A 16915-nucleotide genomic window follows, 5' to 3' on the forward strand; every position below is an offset into this window, starting at 1 on the left:
AGAACCCTTAACGGAACCTTCCTCCATGAACCTCTTGCTACTCAGCAATTCCAGCAGCGATGCCGGTTATCTGGCCCACGCCATGCCGGACATCCGCGAACTGATCGCGTCCCTGCCGGCAGGCGCGCCGGCCGTCTTCGTGCCGTTCGCGGGCGTTACGCGCGACTGGGACGACTACACGGCGCTGGTGGTTTCGGCGCTGGCCGATACCGGCCTGGCCATCCAGGGCCTGCATCGCGCGGCAGATCCGGTGGCCGCGCTGGACAGTGCTGCGGTCATCATCGTGGGGGGCGGCAACACCTTCAATCTGCTGGGCCAGTTGCGCCGCCAAGGCCTGCTGGACGTCGTCGCGCGTCGCGTGCGGGCCGGTGCCGCCTATCTGGGCTGGAGCGCGGGCTCGAACCTGACTTGCCCCAGCATCTGCACCACCAACGACATGCCCATCACGGACCCGGGCGGCTTCGACGCGCTGGGTCTGCTGCCGTTCCAGATCAACCCGCACTACACCAACGCCCATCCGCCCGGGCACCGTGGCGAAACGCGCGCCCAGCGCCTGGCCGAATTCTGCACGCTCAATCCGACGATGCCGGTGCTGGGTTTGCCCGAAGGCGCCGCACTGCGCGTGCGCGGCGGCAAGGTCGCGCTGATCGGGCCGCATGATGCGCCGCTGTTCCTGGGCCAGGCCGAGCCGCGCGTATTCCGCCCGGGCCCCTTGGAGATCTCGGCATGAAGCAAGTGATCGACGCCATTGAACTGCTGTCATCCGCCCACATCACGGGCGACGCCGTGGCGCAAGCGCTGCGCGCAGCCGGTAAGTGCGAGGTGGACGTCACGCGCCTTGAGCGCGACGGCGCGGCGACGGATTTCCTGTCCATCGTGATCCCCGGCGCGGATGACGCCGCGCCGCAGCTGGGCATCGTGGGCCGCCTGGGCGGCATCGGCGCGCGCCCGGCGGTCACGGGGCTGGTGTCCGACAGCGACGGCGCGGTGGTCGCCATCGCCGCGGCCCTCAAGCTGATGGCGATGGCGCGCCAGGGCGACGTCATGCCCGGCACCGTGCGCATCCGCACCCATATCTGTCCGCGCGCCGGCACGCGCCCGCACCACCCGGTACCGATGATGCGTTCGCCGTTTCCCATGCGCGAAATGATGTCGCACGAGGTGGATCCGCGCATGGACGCGATCCTGTCGGTGGATACGACGCGCGGCAACCGGCTGGTCAACAAGCGCGGCGTGGCGCTGACGCCGGTCGCCAAGCAAGGCTATCTACTGCGCATCCCGGAAACGATGCTGGACGTGATGGGCTGGGTCAGTGGCGAACTGCCCGTGACCTTGCCGCTGACCACGCAAGACATCACGCCGTATGAGAACGGCCTGTGGCACGTCAACTCGCTGATGCAGCCCGCCATCGTGACGGATGCGCCGGTGGTGGGCGTGGCGCTGACCGCGCAGACCACCGTGCCCGGTTGCGCGACGGGCGTCACGAACGCCGTCGACGCCGACGTCGCGATGCGTTTCTGCATCGAGATCGCCAAGCTGTTTGGCCAGCGCACGATGACGTTCTTCGACGACGCGGAATGGGGCGCGCTGCAAGCCCGCTACGGTTCGATGGCGCATCTGCAGACCGTGGGCCGCGTAGACGGCGGTGCGGCATGAGCGCGCCGCAATCGCGCCGCGTGGCCTTCTTCACCATCGGCGAATCGCCGCGCAGCGATGTCGTGCCCGAGATGGCGCGGCTGCTGGGCGATACCGTGCGAATTGACGAGTTCGGCGCGCTGGATGGACTGGATGCCGCGGCGCTTGCCGCCATGGCCCCCCGGGATGGCGAGTACCGTTTCGCGACGCGCCTGCGCGACGGCGCTCAGATTCAACTGGATGCCGCGGCGGCCGAAGCGCGTTTGGCGCAGGTCATGCAAGAGGCAGACGGCGCGGGCTACGACGTGCTGGTGCCGCTGTGCACGGGCACGGCCATTGCGCCGATGCGCACGCTGGTTGTTGAACCGCAGCAGGTGGTCGACCATCTGGTCGCCGGTTTGTCGCAGCACTGCCGCAAGGTAGGGCTGGTGGTGCCGTTGGCCGAGCAGGTCGATTTCTTTCATATGGCCGTGCCGCTGTCCTGCGAGACGCAGGTGGTGCACGCCTCGCCTTACGAGGCTGACGCCGAACAAGCGGCGCGCAATTTCGCGCAAGCGGGCCAGGCTTTGGCGTCGTGCGACCTGATCGTCATGCATTGCATGGGCTATGCCGCCCGCATGCGCGAACGGGTCGCGCAAGCATCGGGCCGGCCGGTCCTGCTGTCCAATCGCCTGGTCGCCCAGGCGCTGTCGCAATTATTGGAATAACGGAGAGTGTCTTTTCATGTTTAGCCTTACTCTGCACCGCGCCGTTGGCGCGCTATTCGCCGTCACCGCTCTGGCGGCGGCCCCCACGACAATGGCCGCCGAGGCGTGGAAACCCACCAAGCCCGTGCGGCTGCTGGTGGGCTTCGCGCCCGGCGGCTCCGCGGACACGCTGGCGCGCCTGCTGGCCGAACCGCTGTCGCAGCGGTTGGGCCAGGCCGTTGTTGTTGAAAACCTGGCTGGCGCCGGCGGCAACATCATGGCGTATCGGCTGTCGCAGTCGCCCGCCGACGGCTACACCATCGGCATCGCCGCGGCCGGTTCCATGGCCATCACGCACGTCCTGAACCCCAAGGGCACGAACTACAAGCCCACGGACTTCACGCCCATCACGCTGGCGGCGGTGCAGCCCAACGTGGTCATCGTGAACAAGGACGTCCCGGCCAATAACCTGGCCGAACTCAAGGACTATTTCCAGAAGACGCCGACGGCCACGTACGGCACGGCAGGCGTGGGCATTTCCAACCATCTGATCGCCGAGACCATGCTGTACAAGATGGGCGTGAAGGTCCCGCACGCCGCCTATCGCGGCGCGGCGCCGGTCATCACCGACCTGCTGGGCGGCCATATCGCGATGACGATGGACAACATCTCCACGGCTGCGCCGTTGGCCTCGCAAGGCAAGGTAAAGGCGATTGCCGTCGCGTCGATCAAGCGCGCGCCCCAATTGCCCAACGTGCCCACGCTGGACGAACAAGGCCTGAAGGGGTTCGACATGCCGACGTGGCAAGGCGTATTCGCGCCGGCAGGCTTGCCCGCTGACGTTCTGGCGGCCTACTACGACGCGTTGCAAGACGTATTGAAGCAGCCTGGCCTGATCGAGAAAATGGCGGGCCTGGGTTCGGAGCCGGTAACGGGCATGACGCCCGAGAAGACCAGCGCGTTCCTGGAAAACGACCGCAAGCAGTGGGCCGATATCGTCAAGGCGGCGAATATCAGCCTGGAGCAGTAAGCAGGGAGGGTGGGGCGGTGCCGGGACACGCCGGCGGATAATTCCGGCATCCCCGCTGCCCCACGCGTACCCTATGCCGGATACCTTGCCGCGATTTCGGCGATCAACCGGCGTGCCGCATCCAGCTTGTCGCCTGCCGGCAACGGATGCGCGCCTTGCTCATCGAACAGCACCAGTTCGGTGGTGTCCGCGTCCATGACCTTGTGCGCAAGGTTGCCCACCAGCAGCGGAATGCCCTTGCGCGCGCGCTTGGCCTCGGCATGCTCGGCAAGCTTTTCGGTTTCAGCGGCAAAGCCGACGCACCACGGGCCGTTTTCCAGCTTGGCCACTTCGGCCAGGATGTCCGGATTGGGTTCGAATTCCATCAGCGGCGCGCCGCCGCCTTCGCTGGTTTTCTTCAGCTTTTGCGTGCTGACGTTCTTCACGCGCCAATCGGCCACGGCGGCCACGGCGATAAAGATGTCGGCATCGGCCGCGCTGGCCATCACGGCGTCGTGCATCTGGCGCGCGGTCATGACCGATAGCGCCGTCACGCCGCGCGGCACGGGCAGGAACGTGGCGCCCGTAATCAGCGTGACGCGAGCGCCGGCTTCGCGGGCGGCGCGGGCCAGCGCATAGCCGGTCTTGCCCGACGAGCGGTTGCTCAGCACGCGCACGGGGTCCACGGGTTCGGACGTGGGGCCTGCCGTCAGCAGCACATGGCGGCCGGCCAGCAGCTTGGGCTGGAAGAAGGCGATCAGGTCGGTCAGCAGCTCATGCGCTTCCAGCATGCGGCCATCGCCGGTTTCGCCGCAGGCCTGCTCGCCGGCCGACGGGCCCAGCACGCTGATGCCGTCGGCGCGCAACTGTTCCACATTGCGCTGCGTGGCCGGATTAGCCCACATCTCGCGGTTCATCGCGGGCGCCACCAGAAGGGGACAGGCGCGCGCCAGACACAGCGTCGACAACAGGTCGTCGGCCATGCCGTGCGCCAGCTTCGCCATGAAGTCGGCGCTGGCGGGCGCGATCAGCACGGCGTCCGCGCCGCGCGTCAGATCGATGTGCGCCATGTTGTTGGGCACGCGCGCATCCCAGGCGTCCACGAAGACCGGCCGGCCCGACAAGGCCTGCATGGTGACGGGGGTGATGAAGTGCGTGGCGGCTTCGGTCATTACCACATCGACCGTGGCGCCTTGTTCGGTCATGCGCCGCACCAGCTCGGCGATTTTGTAGCAGGCGATGCCCCCGGTCAGACCGAGGACGATGCGTTTGCGGGCGAGATCGAGCATGAGGGCGTGGCGGCGGGTTCAGCGCCGTGAAAACGAGGAATGGAGGGTGATTTTATTCTGCATTGCGGCATTGCGCCGTTCGCGATGTGTTCAGGGGGGATCAAATGGGACAAAACGCCGTGTGAAAGGGGCGGCCGGGGCGGTGCGCCCCGGCGGCAGTCTTCAGGCTTGCGGCTTCTTGCGGGCCCGCAGCAGTTCGTCCAGCACCAGCAGCACGGCGCCGCAGGTGATCCCCACGTCCGCCAGATTGAACGCGGGGAAGTAGGAGTCGTTCCAGTAGAACAGCAGAAAGTCCACCACGTGGCCGTACACCACGCGGTCGATCACGTTGCCGATGGCGCCGCCCAGGATCAACGTCAGCGCCAGGCTGAAGCGCGGCTGGCCATGGGTGCGGCGCAGGATGATCGTGATCACCACGGCCGCCACGATACCCAGGGCGGTGAACAGCCAGCGCTGCCAGCCTTCCTCGGACGCCAGGAAGCTGAACGCAGCCCCGCGGTTGAACAGCAGCGTGAAGTCAAAGACCGGCAAGACGTTGATCCGCTCGCCGTACTGGAACGAGGTGTTGAAGTACACCTTCGTCAACTGGTCCAGCACGATGATCAACAGCGCCAGGGCCAGCCAGCCGCCCACGCGCGCCGGAACGGCGCGGGCGGGTGACGTGCCCGTCACTCCCGAATCGGAGGGGCGGGCCATGCTCAAGCCTTATCCCGGGCTTCGCCCGAGCCGAACAGGTTCGACACGCAGCGGCCGCAGATCTCGGGGTGCTCGGCGTCCTGACCCACGTCCAGGCGCCAGTGCCAGCAGCGCTCGCACTTCTTGTGGGTCGACGGCGTGACCTCGATGCGGGTCTCGCCTTCGCTTGCGTGCACGGTGGCGCGCGAGACGATCAGCACGAAGCGCAGGTCGTCGCCCAGGCTGGCCAGCAATTGCTGGTCGTCGCCATTGGCGTACAGGTCCACTTCCGCTTGCAGCGACGAACCGATGTCGCCCGCCGTGCGCACTTCCTCCAGCTTGCGCTGGACGTCGGCGCGGATGGCGCGCAGGCGCGACCACTTGGCGGTCAGCACGTCGGCGTCGGCAAACGGCGGCAGCGCGTGATAGACCTCGGTGAAGATCGTCGTGCGGGCGGCATCCGCCTGGTGCTTCAGCGCCGAGCCAACCAGTTCCTTCCAGGCTTCTTCGGCCGTGAAGGACAGGATGGGCGCCATCAGCTTCAGCAGCGTCTGCGTGATATCAAGCAGGGCCGTCTGCGCCGAGCGGCGCGCCACGCTGCCGGGAGCCGACGTGTACAGGCGGTCTTTCAGAATATCCAGGTAGAACGCACCCAGGTCTTCCGAGCAGAACGTCTGCAAGCGCGAGACGGCCGGATGGAAGTCGTAGCGTTCGTAGTTGGCCTGGACTTCGGACTGCATCTGCGCGGTCATCGCCAGCGCATAGCGGTCGATCTCGAAGAGGTCGCCGTAAGGCACGGATTGCGACACTGCGTCGAAGTCGGCCACGTTGGCCAGCAGGAAGCGCAGCGTGTTGCGAATGCGGCGGTAGCCTTCCACCACGCGCTTCAGGATCTCGTCCGAGATGGACAGTTCACCCGAGTAATCGGTGGACGCCACCCACAGGCGCAGGATTTCCGCGCCCAGCGAGTCCGACACCTTTTGCGGGGCGATCACGTTGCCCACCGACTTGCTCATCTTGCGGCCCTGGCCGTCCACCACGAAGCCGTGCGTCAGCAGCGCCTTGTAGGGAGGCTGGCCGTACAGCATGCAGCCGGTCAAGAGCGACGAATGGAACCAGCCGCGATGCTGGTCCGATCCTTCCAGGTACAGGTCGGCGGGCCAACCCAGTTCGGCGCCGTGCGAGCCGGCGAACTCGCCGTCCTTGCCGCCCAACACCGTGGCGTGCGTGCTGCCCGAATCGAACCACACGTCCAGCGTGTCGCGGTTCTTTTCGTATTGATCGGCCTCATCGCCCAGCAGGTCGCGGGGTTCGATCGCTTGCCAGGCCTCGATGCCGCCTTGCTCGACACGCTGCGCCACCTGTTCAAGCAGTTCGGACGTGCGCGGGTGCAGTTCGCCGGTTTCCTTGTGCACGAAGAAGGCCATCGGCACGCCCCACTGGCGCTGCCGCGACAGGGTCCAGTCCGGGCGGTTGGCGATCATGGCGTGCAGGCGGGCGCGACCCCAGGCCGGGTAGAAGGCCGTGGCGTCGATGCCGGCCAGCGCCGATTCGCGCAGGGTCGGGCCGCCGTCTTTCGGGGCCACGTCCATGCCGGCGAACCATTGGCTGGTGGCGCGGTAGATGATCGGCGTCTTGTGGCGCCAGCAGTGCATGTAGCTGTGCTTGTGCTTTTCGACGTGCATCAGCGCGCCGGCTTCGGTCAGCGCCTCGACGATCTTGGGGTTGGCATCCCAGATGGACAGGCCGCCGAACAGCGCCAGGCTGTCCACGTACTTGCCGTCGCCCATGACGGGGCTGATGAAATCGGTGTCCTTCATGCCGTGCGCCTTGCACGACACAAAGTCTTCAATGCCGTAGGCGGGGGCCGAGTGCACGACGCCCGTGCCCGAGTCAGCCGTGACGTAGTCGCCCAGGTAGATGGGGGCGCGGCGGTCGTAGGCCGGGTTGAATTGCGCCAGCGGATGGCGGAATTCGATTTCGGACAGCGCCTCGCCGGGCGCGGTGGCGATGATCTCGCCTTCCAGGTTCCACGACTTCAGGCAGGCTTCAACGCGGTCTTTCGCCACCAGCAGCAGCGGGCCGAACTTGGGCGCGGGCGAAACGCGTACCAGCGCGTATTCGATTTCCGGGTGTACGTTCAGCGCCTGGTTGGACGGGATGGTCCAGGGCGTGGTCGTCCAGATGACGATGGCGCCGTCATCCACCGATGCCAGCTTGAAAGCCGCGGCCAGCTTGGCAGGTTCGGCGAACGGGAACGCGACGTCAACGGCGGGGTCGACGCGGTCGGCGTATTCGACTTCGGCTTCGGCCAGTGCCGAACCGCAGTCAAAACACCAGTTCACGGGCTTCAGGCCACGGAACACATAGCCCTTGTCCAGGATGCGGCCCAGCCCGCGGATCTCGTCGGCTTCATTGCTGAAGTTCATCGTCATGTACGGGCGATCCCATTCGCCCAGCACGCCCAGACGCTTGAAGTCCTTGCGCTGGCGGTCGATCTGCTCAAGCGCGTAAGCGCGAGCCTTCGACTGCACTTCCGCCACGGGCAGGTGCTTGCCGTACTTCTTTTCGATCTGGATTTCGATCGGCATGCCGTGGCAATCCCAGCCGGGCACGTAGTGCGCGTCGTAGCCGGCCATGTTGCGGCTCTTGACGATGATGTCCTTCAGGATCTTGTTGACCGCGTGGCCGATGTGGATGTCGCCGTTCGCATAGGGCGGGCCGTCGTGCAGCACGAAGCGGGGCCGGCCGCGGCTGGCCGCACGGATCGCCTGGTAGACGTGGTTTTCCTCCCACTGCGAAATCCAGGCGGGCTCGCGCTTGGCAAGGTCGCCCCGCATGGGGAAGGGGGTATCGGGCAGGTTGAGGGTCTTTTTATAGTCCATGAACGGCAAAATAGGCGCGCGCGTTTCGCGCGTCTTCGGCGATGGCGGCAGTCAGGGAAGGGAGGTCAGGAAATTTTTCTTCGTCCCGCAGCTTGTGCAGGAATTCGACGCGTACGAGTTTACCGTAAGCGTCGACGGTATCGTCCAGCAGGTGCGACTCAAGCAGCACGCGGCCGCGGTCTTCGACCGTCGGGCGCACGCCCAGGCTGGCCACGGCGGGCAGCGGGCGCTCGGCCAGGCCATAGACCTGCACCACATAAATGCCCGAGCGGGCGGCGCAGCGCTCGGCCACGCGCAGGTTCATCGTCGGAAAACCAAGGGTCCGGCCCAGCTTTTGGCCGTGGATCACGTGGCCGCTGATGTGGTACGGGTGCCCCAGCAGGTGGCGGGCGCGGTCAAGGTCGCCCACGGCCAGCGCCGTGCGGACCTCGGAACTGGATATCCGGTGGCCTTGCTGGTCGGTCACGTCCGCCAGCGTCTGCACCTCGAAACCGTGGCGCATGCCGGCTTCGCGCAGCAGATCGATGTCGCCGCTGCGCTTGTGGCCGAAGCGGAAGTCCTCGCCCACCAGCAGCCATTTGGCTTGCAGCCCCTGCACCAGCAGGTTCTCGATGAAAGCGTTGGCCGACATCTCGGCCAGCCGGGCGTTGAAGCGCTCCACCACGACCTGGGACACGCCGTAGCGTGCCAGCGCCGCCAGCTTGTCGCGCAGCCCGGATATCCGGGTCGGCGCCAGCTCGGGGCGTTGATTCAAGGTGGCGAAATACTCCCGCGGATGCGGCTCGAAGGTCATGACGGCAGGCGTCAGGCTGCGTTCACGGGCGACTTGGCAGACGCGCGCCAGCATGGCCTGGTGTCCGCGATGGACGCCGTCGAAGTTGCCGATCGTCAGCGCGCAAGGCGCGCGGCGGTCGGGCGGAGGCAGGGATCGGTAGATGCGCAGCGATGGTTTCACGAGCGAGAGTTTACAATTTTGGATTCGGGGTTTGTTCTAATCCCCCAACCATTTATTCGCGCACGGTATTTCCGGCGCGGGAAATGGCGGTGGACAAGCCTTTTTGCGTCAAGCAACGCCTGCCCCGGCGGGCGCCCTGGGGGCTATATTTTTGGATTCTTCTATCTTGCCGGAAACACAAATGTCTAAACGCCGCCTCGTCATCCTGATTTCGGGGCGGGGCAGCAACATGCAGGCGCTGGCCGAAGCGTGCCGCAACGAAGGCTGGCCGGCGGACATCGCCGCCGTCATCGCCAGCCGGCCAGACGCCGGCGGCCTGGAATGGGCGGCCGCCCAGGGCATTCCCACCGCGGCCCTGTACCATAAGGACTATGCCAGCCGCGAAGCCTTCGACGCCGCGCTGGCCTCGGAGATCGACCGCTACGCGCCCGACTACGTCATCCTGGCCGGCTTCATGCGCGTCCTGACGCCGGGCTTCGTCAACCACTATGCAGGCAGGCTGGTCAATATCCACCCCTCGTTGCTGCCGGCCTTTCCCGGCTTGCACACGCATGCCCAGGCCTTGGCCACGGGCGTTCGGGTGCATGGCTGCACGGTGCATTTCGTCACGCCGGTGCTGGACCACGGCCCCATCATCGCCCAGGGCTGCGTGCCGGTCCTGGCCGGCGATACGCCGGAACTGCTGGCTAATCGCGTCCTGGCAGTGGAACATCAGGCTTTTCCAGCCGCCGTGCGCTGGTTGGCCGAAGGCCGGGTTACGCTGACAAGCGACCACCGGGTGGACGTGCAGGGCGACCCCGCGCGTTTGTTCAACTGGTCGCCGGCCGCCTGAGCGGCCCCGGATCGCACCGAATCGCTTGCATTGAATCGCTCGCACTGAATCGCTTTTACCGGGCGGAACTCCTCCGCCCCACTGGAACACACCATGACTAAACCCCAATCTCCGCGTTCTCGTCCGGCAGGCACCCCGAGGGCCGCCTCCGAAGGGCGCGACGGTCGGTCCTTCTTCTCGCGTCCCAAGGGCGATGCCCGCGAAGCGCCCCAGCGTGACCGCAACGACCGCGCGCGCGACGAGCGTCCCGGCCGCGACGCCGGTCGTCCGGCGCCACGTCCGTCGTTCGACGCGCCGCGTGGCGAAAACCGCGGGGAAAACCGCGGCGAGCGCGGTTCCTTCGGCGGCGACCGCCGCGCGGACCAAGGCCGGCCGACGCCGCGTCCGTCCTACGACGCGCCTCGCGGCGAGAACCGCAGCGGCGGCCCGCGTGGCGACAGCCGTGGCGGCGAGCGCGCTTCCTATGGTTCGGAGCGCCGGGAATACCAAGGGCAGGGGCAAGGCCAAGGCCGGCCGGATTCGCGCCCCTCTTACGGCAATGGCCCGCGCGGCGACAGCCGTGGCGGCGAGCGCGCTTCCTATGGTTCGGAGCGCCGGGAATACCAAGGGCAGGGGCAAGGCCAAGGCCGGCCGGATTCGCGCCCCTCTTACGGCAATGGCCCGCGCGGCGACAGCCGTGGCGGCGAGCGCGCTTCCTATGGTTCGGAGCGCCGGGAATACCAAGGGCAGGGGCAAGGCCAAGGCCGGCCGGATTCGCGCCCCTCTTACGGCAATGGCCCGCGCGGCGACAGCCGTGGCGGCGAGCGCGCTTCCTATGGTTCGGAGCGCCGGGAATACCAAGGGCAGGGGCAAGGCCAGGGTCGTCCGGATTCGCGTCCGTCATACGGAAATGGCCCGCGTGGCGATAGCCGCGGCGGCGAACGCGCGTCCTACGGGTCGGAACGCCGGGAATACCAAGGGCAGGGGCAAGGCCAGGGTCGTCCGGATTCGCGTCCGTCATACGGAAATGGCCCGCGTGGCGATAGCCGCGGCGGCGAACGCGCGTCCTACGGGTCGGAACGCCGGGAATACCAAGGGCAGGGGCAAGGCCAGGGTCGTCCGGATTCGCGTCCGTCGTACGGCAATGGCCCGCGCGGCGATAGCCGTGGCGGCGAACGTTCTTCCTATGGTTCAGAGCGCCGGGAATTCCAGGGCCAAGGCCAGGGCCGTCCTTCCTATGACGGCCCGCGCGGCGATGCGTCGTCGAACGGCAATCGCGAAACGGCGTCGCAGAAGCCGCAATTCAACCGTCCGCGCCAGTCGTACGCGGCGATCCGCATCGATCAGGTGCAGCGCGTGCTGGGCGAAATCCTGCAATGGACCTATCCGGCCGACTCCGCGCTGTCGCACTGGCTGCGTCATCATCCGAACCTGGGTGCGCGTGACCGTTCCGAGGTTGCCGAGGCCGTCTACGACGTGCTGCGCCACCTGCGCCGGTATCGCCAATTCGGCGAAAGCGGCGTGGGGCCTGCCTCGCGTCGCCTGGCTATCCTGGGCCTGAACGCCACGCTTGGCGCTGAAGCGCTGGAAGAGGGCATGGACGCCGCTGAAGCCGAATGGCTCAAGCGCGTGTCGCAGATTGATCTGTCCACCTTGCCCCGCGCGGTGCGCGGCAGCATCCCGGACTGGCTGGACGAACGCCTGAGCCTGATGGACAGCCCGGAAACCCTGGTCGAAGCGCTGAACCGCCAGGCCAGCCTGGATTTGCGCGTCAATCCGCTGAAGGCCGAGCGCGATGCCATGCTGACGGAATTGCAGCAAAGCGCTGGCCGCTACGAACCGGTCGCCATGCCGTTTTCGCCTTGGGGCATCCGCATGGAAGGCCGCCCGGCCATCAACCGCTGGCCGCAGTTTGAAAATGGCAGCATCGAAGTGCAGGACGAAGGCAGCCAGTTGCTGGCGCTGCTGGTTGCACCGCGCCGTGGCGAAATGATCATCGACTTTTGCGCCGGCGCCGGCGGCAAGACATTGCTGCTGGGGGCGTTGATGCGTTCCACCGGCCGTTTGTACGCCTTCGACGTGTCCGCGGCGCGCCTGGCGCGCGCCAAGCCGCGCTTTGCGCGCAGCGGCCTGTCGAACGTGGTGCCCGTCGTCATCGACAGCGAGAACGACGCCCGCGTCAAGCGCCTGGCTGGCAAGGCGCAGCGCGTGCTGGTCGACGCCCCTTGCAGCGGCATCGGCACTTTGCGCCGCAATCCCGACCTGAAGTGGCGCCAGCACCCGGAGGCCCTGGCCGAATTGGGCCGGCTGCAGGAACGCATCCTGAACAGCGCCGCGCGTTGCGTGGCGCCCGGTGGCCGCCTGGTGTATGCCACGTGCAGCCTGCTGGCGGAAGAAAACGAGGTTCAGGCCGAGCGTTTCCTGGCCAGCCATCCCGATTTCGAACGCGTGGATGCCGCCGAGATCCTGGCGGCGCGTTGTGAAACCCTGAAGCTGGAAGGCCCCTACGTGCAGTTGCGCCCCGACGTGCATGGCACCGACGGCTTCTTTGCCGCGGTGTTCGAGCGCAAAAAGAAGGGCGCGGCTGACGCGACGGCGGAAACCGCAGAGGCGGCGGACGCCGGTGACGACATGGTGGATGCCGGCCTCGTCCCCGAGGCCGAACCGGCCAAGGAAGACAAGCCGGCCTGATTCCGGCTTGGCGCGCGCCGGCTCAGGGAGCCGGCGTGACGCCCACCGTCGCGCTGAACCGGCGCGTGCCCAGGGTCTTGTTCTGGTACTTCACTTCCCAGGCCAGGGTGTCCGACCCGGGGCGGTCCGCCTGGTAGACCACCTGCGAAACCGCCACCGGCCGATAGGCGCAACGACCGGAATCGCTGGACTGGCCTCGCGTCTGCATGACGCTGGCCTTGCCCAGGGTCGGGTTCTGGGTGATCTGCACGCGCGGAGCGCGCAGCGCCAGGCAATCCGACCCTCGAATCTCGTAGTACGACGCCAGCACGACGACGTCGCCCGACTTCATCGTCTGCGCGAACGTGGGCGCACACAACGCGATTCCCAGCGTCGACAGGGCTGAAAATAAAAAGGGTCGGATTGTTTTCGGCAACATCAGTGGGGCAAAAGAGACAATTTGGTCAGCGGGAAGGGCGGCAAGTGTGCGCCGCCAACGTGGCGCATTCAAGACGAAATCCCCTTGCTGGCAGGAACTTTCGTAGCGAAATGTAGCCAAAACCTGGTGCCATTGTGAATACCCCCCACCTTCATGGGGTAGCCGGCCCAGGCGCCGGATGTCCGCAAGGCTCGGCCTCGCGCTCTACCCGAAAAGGGCTGCGAGAGTGGGTTTTTTGTCCCGAAACCGGGGCTTAGTCCTTGATTTCGCTCAAAAACTATTTTGAAACTCCCTTGTCATAAGAAGACAAAGGTAAGCTAAACTTCAGGTACTTCTCAAGCGAGGCTCATAACAGCTTTATGGATTACATCCTCTCCTTCATTGCCGGCGGTCTGACCCAAGCCACTTGGTGGCAGGTCGTCGTATTCACCCTTGTCGTGACGCACATCACGATTGTTGCGGTCACGGTTTTTCTCCATCGCAGCCAAGCGCACCGCGGTCTGGATTTGCATCCGGCTGTCATGCACTTCTTCCGTTTCTGGCTCTGGATGACGACCGGCATGGTCACCAAGGAATGGGTCGCCATTCACCGCAAGCATCACGCCAAGTGCGAAAAGGAAGGCGATCCTCACTCGCCCATGCTGTTCGGCATCTGGAAGGTGCTGTTCCGCGGCGCGGAGCTGTATCGCGAAGAATCGAACAACAAGGAAACCATGGCCAAGTTCGGCCACGGCACGCCTGACGACTGGCTCGAGCGCAACGTCTACAGCAAGCACAGCCTGTGGGGCGTGCTGTCCATGCTGGCTATCGACGTCGCCTTGTTCGGCGCGATGGGCGTGACGGTGTGGGCGGTGCAGATGGCCTGGATCCCCTTCTGGGCGGCCGGCGTCGTCAACGGTATCGGCCACTACTGGGGCTACCGCAACTACAACAGCCCGGACACCAGCACCAACGTGTTCCCGTGGGGCATCGTGATCGGCGGCGAAGAGCTGCACAACAACCACCACGCTCACGGCACGTCTGCCAAGTTCTCGGCCAAGTGGTACGAATTCGACATCGGCTGGTGCTACATCAACATCCTGAAGTTCTTCGGCCTGGCCAAGATCAAGAAGGTTGCCCCCAAGCTGAAGCTGGACGACACCCGCACGGGCATCGACCTGCGCACGCTGCAAGGCGTGATCACGCACCGCTACGAAGTCATGGCCCGCTATGCGGACGTGATCAAGAGCGCCGCTCGCGAAGAACTGAGCAAGCTGAAGGCCTCGCGCCAGGAAGGCAATGCTGAATGCGGTTATACCAAGCTGCATCAGGTGCGCCGCGCCATCCACCGCAACGAGGACATCCTCCAGCCTGAACAGCTTGCCGCCGTGGACAAGGCCATCGCCCAGAACAAGTCGCTGTCGACCCTGGTGCAGATGCGCCGTGAACTTGGCCGCATCTGGGAAAGCTCCAGCGCTAGCAGCGAACAGCTCCTCCATGACTTGCAGGCCTGGTGCCAGCGCGCCCAGCAAAGCGGCATCGCCGGGCTCGAGCAATTTGCTCAACATCTGCGCCGCTACGCGGCATGATGCTAGAGAAGCTCAACCCTGAACAACGCGCCGCAGTAACGTTAGAACCGCAGCACGCCCTGGTCTTGGCCGGGGCGGGCAGCGGGAAGACCCGGGTACTTACTACCCGCATGGCCTGGCTGATTCAAACCGGCCAGGCTTCGCCTTTTGGGCTTCTGGCGGTCACGTTCACCAATAAGGCTGCCCGCGAAATGCTGGCGCGCATGTCGGCGATTCTGCCGATCGATACGCGCGGCCTCTGGATCGGGACCTTCCACGGCCTGTGCAATCGCATGCTGCGCGCGCATCACCGCGATGCCGGCCTGCCGCAAAGCTTCCAGATCCTGGACGTCACTGATCAGCTTGCCGCCATCAAACGCCTGATGAAGGCGAACGGCGTCGACGACGAAAAGTACCCGCCGCGTGATGTGCAACGCTTCATCAACGGCGCCAAGGAAGAGGGCCTGCGCCCGCAGGACGTCGAAGCCTATGACGCCCATCGCCGCCGCCTGATCGAGATCTACCAGCTTTACGAAGCCCAATGCCAGCGCGAAGGCGTGGTCGACTTCGCCGAGCTGCTGCTGCGCGCCTACGAACTGCTGTCGCGCAATGCGCCGGTGCGCGAGCACTATCAGCGCCGGTTCCGTCACATTCTGGTCGACGAGTTCCAGGACACCAATACGCTGCAGTACAAGTGGCTGCGCTTGTTGGCCGGCGGCGGAGCGGCTATTTTCGCCGTGGGCGACGACGACCAATCCATTTACGCTTTCCGGGGCGCGAACGTCGGCAATATGTCCGACTTCGAGCGCGACTATGCGCATGGCACCGTGATCCGGCTGGAACAGAACTACCGTTCGTTCGGCCACATCCTGGATTCCGCCAATGCGCTGATCGGCCATAACAGCGGCCGGCTCGGCAAGAATTTGTGGACGGACCAGGGCGAAGGCGAGCCGGTTCGCGTCATCGAGCAACCGTCGGACGGCATGGAAGCCCAATGGATCGTGGACGAAATCCGTTCGCTGATCCATGACGGCAGCCTGCGTCGCGAGATCGCCGTGCTCTATCGCAGCAACGCGCAATCGCGCGTGCTGGAACACGCCATTTTCTCGGCCGGTATTCCCTACAAGGTCTACGGCGGCCTGCGCTTTTTCGAGCGCCAGGAAATCAAGCACGCGCTGGCGTACCTGCGGTTGATGGCCAACCCCAACGACGACACATCGTGGATGCGCGTCGTCAACTTCCCGACGCGCGGCATCGGTGCGCGCACGCTGGAACAATTGGCCGACGCGGCCCGCGCGCACGACACCAGCCTGTATGCGGCGGTGGCGCTGGTGGGCGGCAAGGGGGGCTCCAACCTGGCCCAGTTCGCCCAATTGATCCATCGCCTGATCGAAGAAACGCGCGACCTGCCGCTGCCGGAAATGGTCGAGCACATGCTCGAAGCCAGTGGCTTGAACGCCCATTACAAAGCCGAGCGCGAGGGCGCCGAGCGCCTCGAGAACTTGAACGAGTTAATCACGGCCGCGGCCGTGTTTGCTTCCGAAGAGAACTACGACGGCATGCCTGCTGGCGTGGTGCCTGAACAGGCCACCTCGTCCACGTTGATGCCGGGAGTGGTCGACGCGCCCATCGTGGCCTCTGACGGCCTGACGCCGCTGGCGGGCTTCCTGTCGCATGCAGCGCTGGAAGCCGGCGACAACCAGGCCCAGCAAGGCCAGGACGCCGTCCAGCTGATGACGGTTCATGCCGCCAAGGGGCTGGAATTCGACGCCGTCTTCATTACCGGCCTGGAAGAGGGCCTGTTCCCGCACGAGAACAGCATCCTGGAACAGTCCGGGCTGGAAGAAGAGCGCCGCCTGATGTATGTGGCGATCACGCGTGCGCGGCAACGGCTGTACATCAGTCTTGCCCAAAGCCGAATGCTGCATGGCCAGACCCGCTATGCCATGCGGTCGCGATTCCTGGACGAGATCCCGGAAGAACACCTGAAATGGTTGTCGCCCAAGGCTGGCCTGGCGCCGGTCAGCAGCACGGGCGCCGGCTGGGGCGGGGGCAACCGCGGCGACGCCTTTGGACGCAAGGCCACCAACACCATTGCGCCGCGTCAACCGCGCGGCATCGCAAGCGGTGTGACGGTGGGCGACAAGCAGTATCGTGTGGGTCAGGGCGTGCATCACGCGCGGTTTGGCGATGGCACGATTATTGGCTTGAGCGGGGCAGGACAGGACGCCCAGGCAGAAATCCAGTTCCGCGACGTCGGTGCCAAGACCTTGGCGCTGGGTATCGCCAAACTCGATATTGTTCAAGGTTAAAC

13 protein-coding genes are annotated in these 16915 nt (G+C 65.8%); 8 read left to right on the forward strand and 5 right to left on the reverse strand.

The genetic code is table 11. The features are described from left to right. Window positions 1-25 precede the first annotated feature (25 nt). From pepE to CQ050_RS14965, 4 genes are read left to right on the forward strand one after another with little or no spacing between them, the layout of a single operon-like run. Window positions 26-730, forward strand: coding sequence for a dipeptidase PepE (gene pepE / locus CQ050_RS14950; protein ID WP_105557626.1), 705 nt, complete (start codon window positions 26-28; stop codon window positions 728-730). Continuing rightward, on the forward strand, window positions 727-1656 hold the full coding sequence (locus tag CQ050_RS14955) for a DUF1177 domain-containing protein (protein ID WP_105557627.1): 930 nt from the start codon (window positions 727-729) through the stop codon (window positions 1654-1656). Before pepE ends, CQ050_RS14955 begins: the two co-directional genes overlap by 4 nt. After that, the gene (locus CQ050_RS14960) at window positions 1653-2342 is read left to right on the forward strand and encodes an AroM family protein (RefSeq protein ID WP_105557628.1); all 690 of its coding nucleotides are present in this window, start codon (window positions 1653-1655) and stop codon (window positions 2340-2342) included. The genes CQ050_RS14955 and CQ050_RS14960 overlap by 4 nt, the downstream gene beginning before the upstream one ends. A gap of 16 nt (window positions 2343-2358) precedes the next feature. Continuing rightward, window positions 2359-3351: a tripartite tricarboxylate transporter substrate binding protein gene (locus CQ050_RS14965; RefSeq protein ID WP_105557629.1), complete on the forward strand. Its 993-nt coding sequence runs from the start codon at window positions 2359-2361 to the stop codon at window positions 3349-3351. Window positions 3352-3422: 71 nt separating this feature from the next. Here CQ050_RS14965 and coaBC read toward each other — a convergent pair whose 3' ends face one another. From coaBC to CQ050_RS14985, 4 genes are all read right to left on the reverse strand, one after another. Continuing rightward, entirely contained in the window at window positions 3423-4619 is a 1197-nt protein-coding gene (gene coaBC / locus CQ050_RS14970) for a bifunctional phosphopantothenoylcysteine decarboxylase/phosphopantothenate--cysteine ligase CoaBC (RefSeq protein WP_105557630.1), read from the reverse strand. Window positions 4620-4781: 162 nt separating this feature from the next. Next, complete coding sequence (lspA, locus tag CQ050_RS14975) at window positions 4782-5315, reverse strand: signal peptidase II (RefSeq protein ID WP_233214067.1); 534 nt, start codon at window positions 5313-5315, stop codon at window positions 4782-4784. Between the two features lie 2 nt (window positions 5316-5317). Continuing rightward, a complete protein-coding gene (gene ileS / locus CQ050_RS14980; RefSeq protein ID WP_105557631.1) occupies window positions 5318-8179 on the reverse strand; it encodes an isoleucine--tRNA ligase in 2862 nt (953 codons plus the stop codon). Further along, window positions 8169-9134: a bifunctional riboflavin kinase/FAD synthetase gene (locus CQ050_RS14985; RefSeq protein WP_105557632.1), complete on the reverse strand. Its 966-nt coding sequence runs from the start codon at window positions 9132-9134 to the stop codon at window positions 8169-8171. Before CQ050_RS14985 ends, ileS begins: the two co-directional genes overlap by 11 nt. A gap of 181 nt (window positions 9135-9315) precedes the next feature. On the opposite strand from CQ050_RS14985, the gene purN reads away from it, so the two are divergent. Then, the gene (purN, locus tag CQ050_RS14990) at window positions 9316-9966 is read left to right on the forward strand and encodes a phosphoribosylglycinamide formyltransferase (protein ID WP_105557633.1); all 651 of its coding nucleotides are present in this window, start codon (window positions 9316-9318) and stop codon (window positions 9964-9966) included. 1335 nt (window positions 9967-11301) lie between these two features. Further along, a complete protein-coding gene (locus CQ050_RS31265; RefSeq protein WP_105557786.1) occupies window positions 11302-12636 on the forward strand; it encodes an RsmB/NOP family class I SAM-dependent RNA methyltransferase in 1335 nt (444 codons plus the stop codon). A 22-nt stretch (window positions 12637-12658) separates the two neighbouring features. Here CQ050_RS31265 and CQ050_RS15000 read toward each other — a convergent pair whose 3' ends face one another. Beyond that, entirely contained in the window at window positions 12659-12994 is a 336-nt protein-coding gene (locus CQ050_RS15000; protein WP_369868336.1) for a hypothetical protein, read from the reverse strand. Window positions 12995-13413: 419 nt separating this feature from the next. Between CQ050_RS15000 and CQ050_RS15005 the strand changes: the two genes are divergently transcribed. Both CQ050_RS15005 and CQ050_RS15010 read left to right on the forward strand, forming a co-directional pair. Continuing rightward, entirely contained in the window at window positions 13414-14622 is a 1209-nt protein-coding gene (locus CQ050_RS15005) for a fatty acid desaturase (protein ID WP_105557635.1), read from the forward strand. Continuing rightward, window positions 14619-16913, forward strand: coding sequence for a UvrD-helicase domain-containing protein (locus CQ050_RS15010; RefSeq protein ID WP_105557636.1), 2295 nt, complete (start codon window positions 14619-14621; stop codon window positions 16911-16913). Before CQ050_RS15005 ends, CQ050_RS15010 begins: the two co-directional genes overlap by 4 nt. Window positions 16914-16915: the final 2 nt, after the last annotated feature.

Source organism: Achromobacter sp. MYb9 (assembly GCF_002975275.1).
Taxonomy (GTDB): Bacteria; Pseudomonadota; Gammaproteobacteria; order Burkholderiales; family Burkholderiaceae_B; genus Achromobacter.

Excerpts from the sequence above, each read along its gene's own strand:
- CQ050_RS14965 (WP_105557629.1), top strand. The coding sequence starts at position 2,359 with ATGTTTAGCCTTACTCTGCACCGCGCCGTTGGCGCGCTATTCGCCGTC.
- purN (WP_105557633.1), top strand. The coding sequence starts at position 9,316 with ATGTCTAAACGCCGCCTCGTCATCCTGATTTCGGGGCGGGGCAGCAAC.
- ileS (WP_105557631.1), bottom strand. The coding sequence starts at position 8,179 with ATGGACTATAAAAAGACCCTCAACCTGCCCGATACCCCCTTCCCCATG.
- CQ050_RS14960 (WP_105557628.1), top strand. The coding sequence starts at position 1,653 with ATGAGCGCGCCGCAATCGCGCCGCGTGGCCTTCTTCACCATCGGCGAA.
- CQ050_RS15005 (WP_105557635.1), top strand. The coding sequence starts at position 13,414 with ATGGATTACATCCTCTCCTTCATTGCCGGCGGTCTGACCCAAGCCACT.
- lspA (WP_233214067.1), bottom strand. The coding sequence starts at position 5,315 with ATGGCCCGCCCCTCCGATTCGGGAGTGACGGGCACGTCACCCGCCCGC.
- CQ050_RS15010 (WP_105557636.1), top strand. The coding sequence starts at position 14,619 with ATGATGCTAGAGAAGCTCAACCCTGAACAACGCGCCGCAGTAACGTTA.
- CQ050_RS14955 (WP_105557627.1), top strand. The coding sequence starts at position 727 with ATGAAGCAAGTGATCGACGCCATTGAACTGCTGTCATCCGCCCACATC.
- coaBC (WP_105557630.1), bottom strand. The coding sequence starts at position 4,619 with ATGCTCGATCTCGCCCGCAAACGCATCGTCCTCGGTCTGACCGGGGGC.
- pepE (WP_105557626.1), top strand. The coding sequence starts at position 26 with ATGAACCTCTTGCTACTCAGCAATTCCAGCAGCGATGCCGGTTATCTG.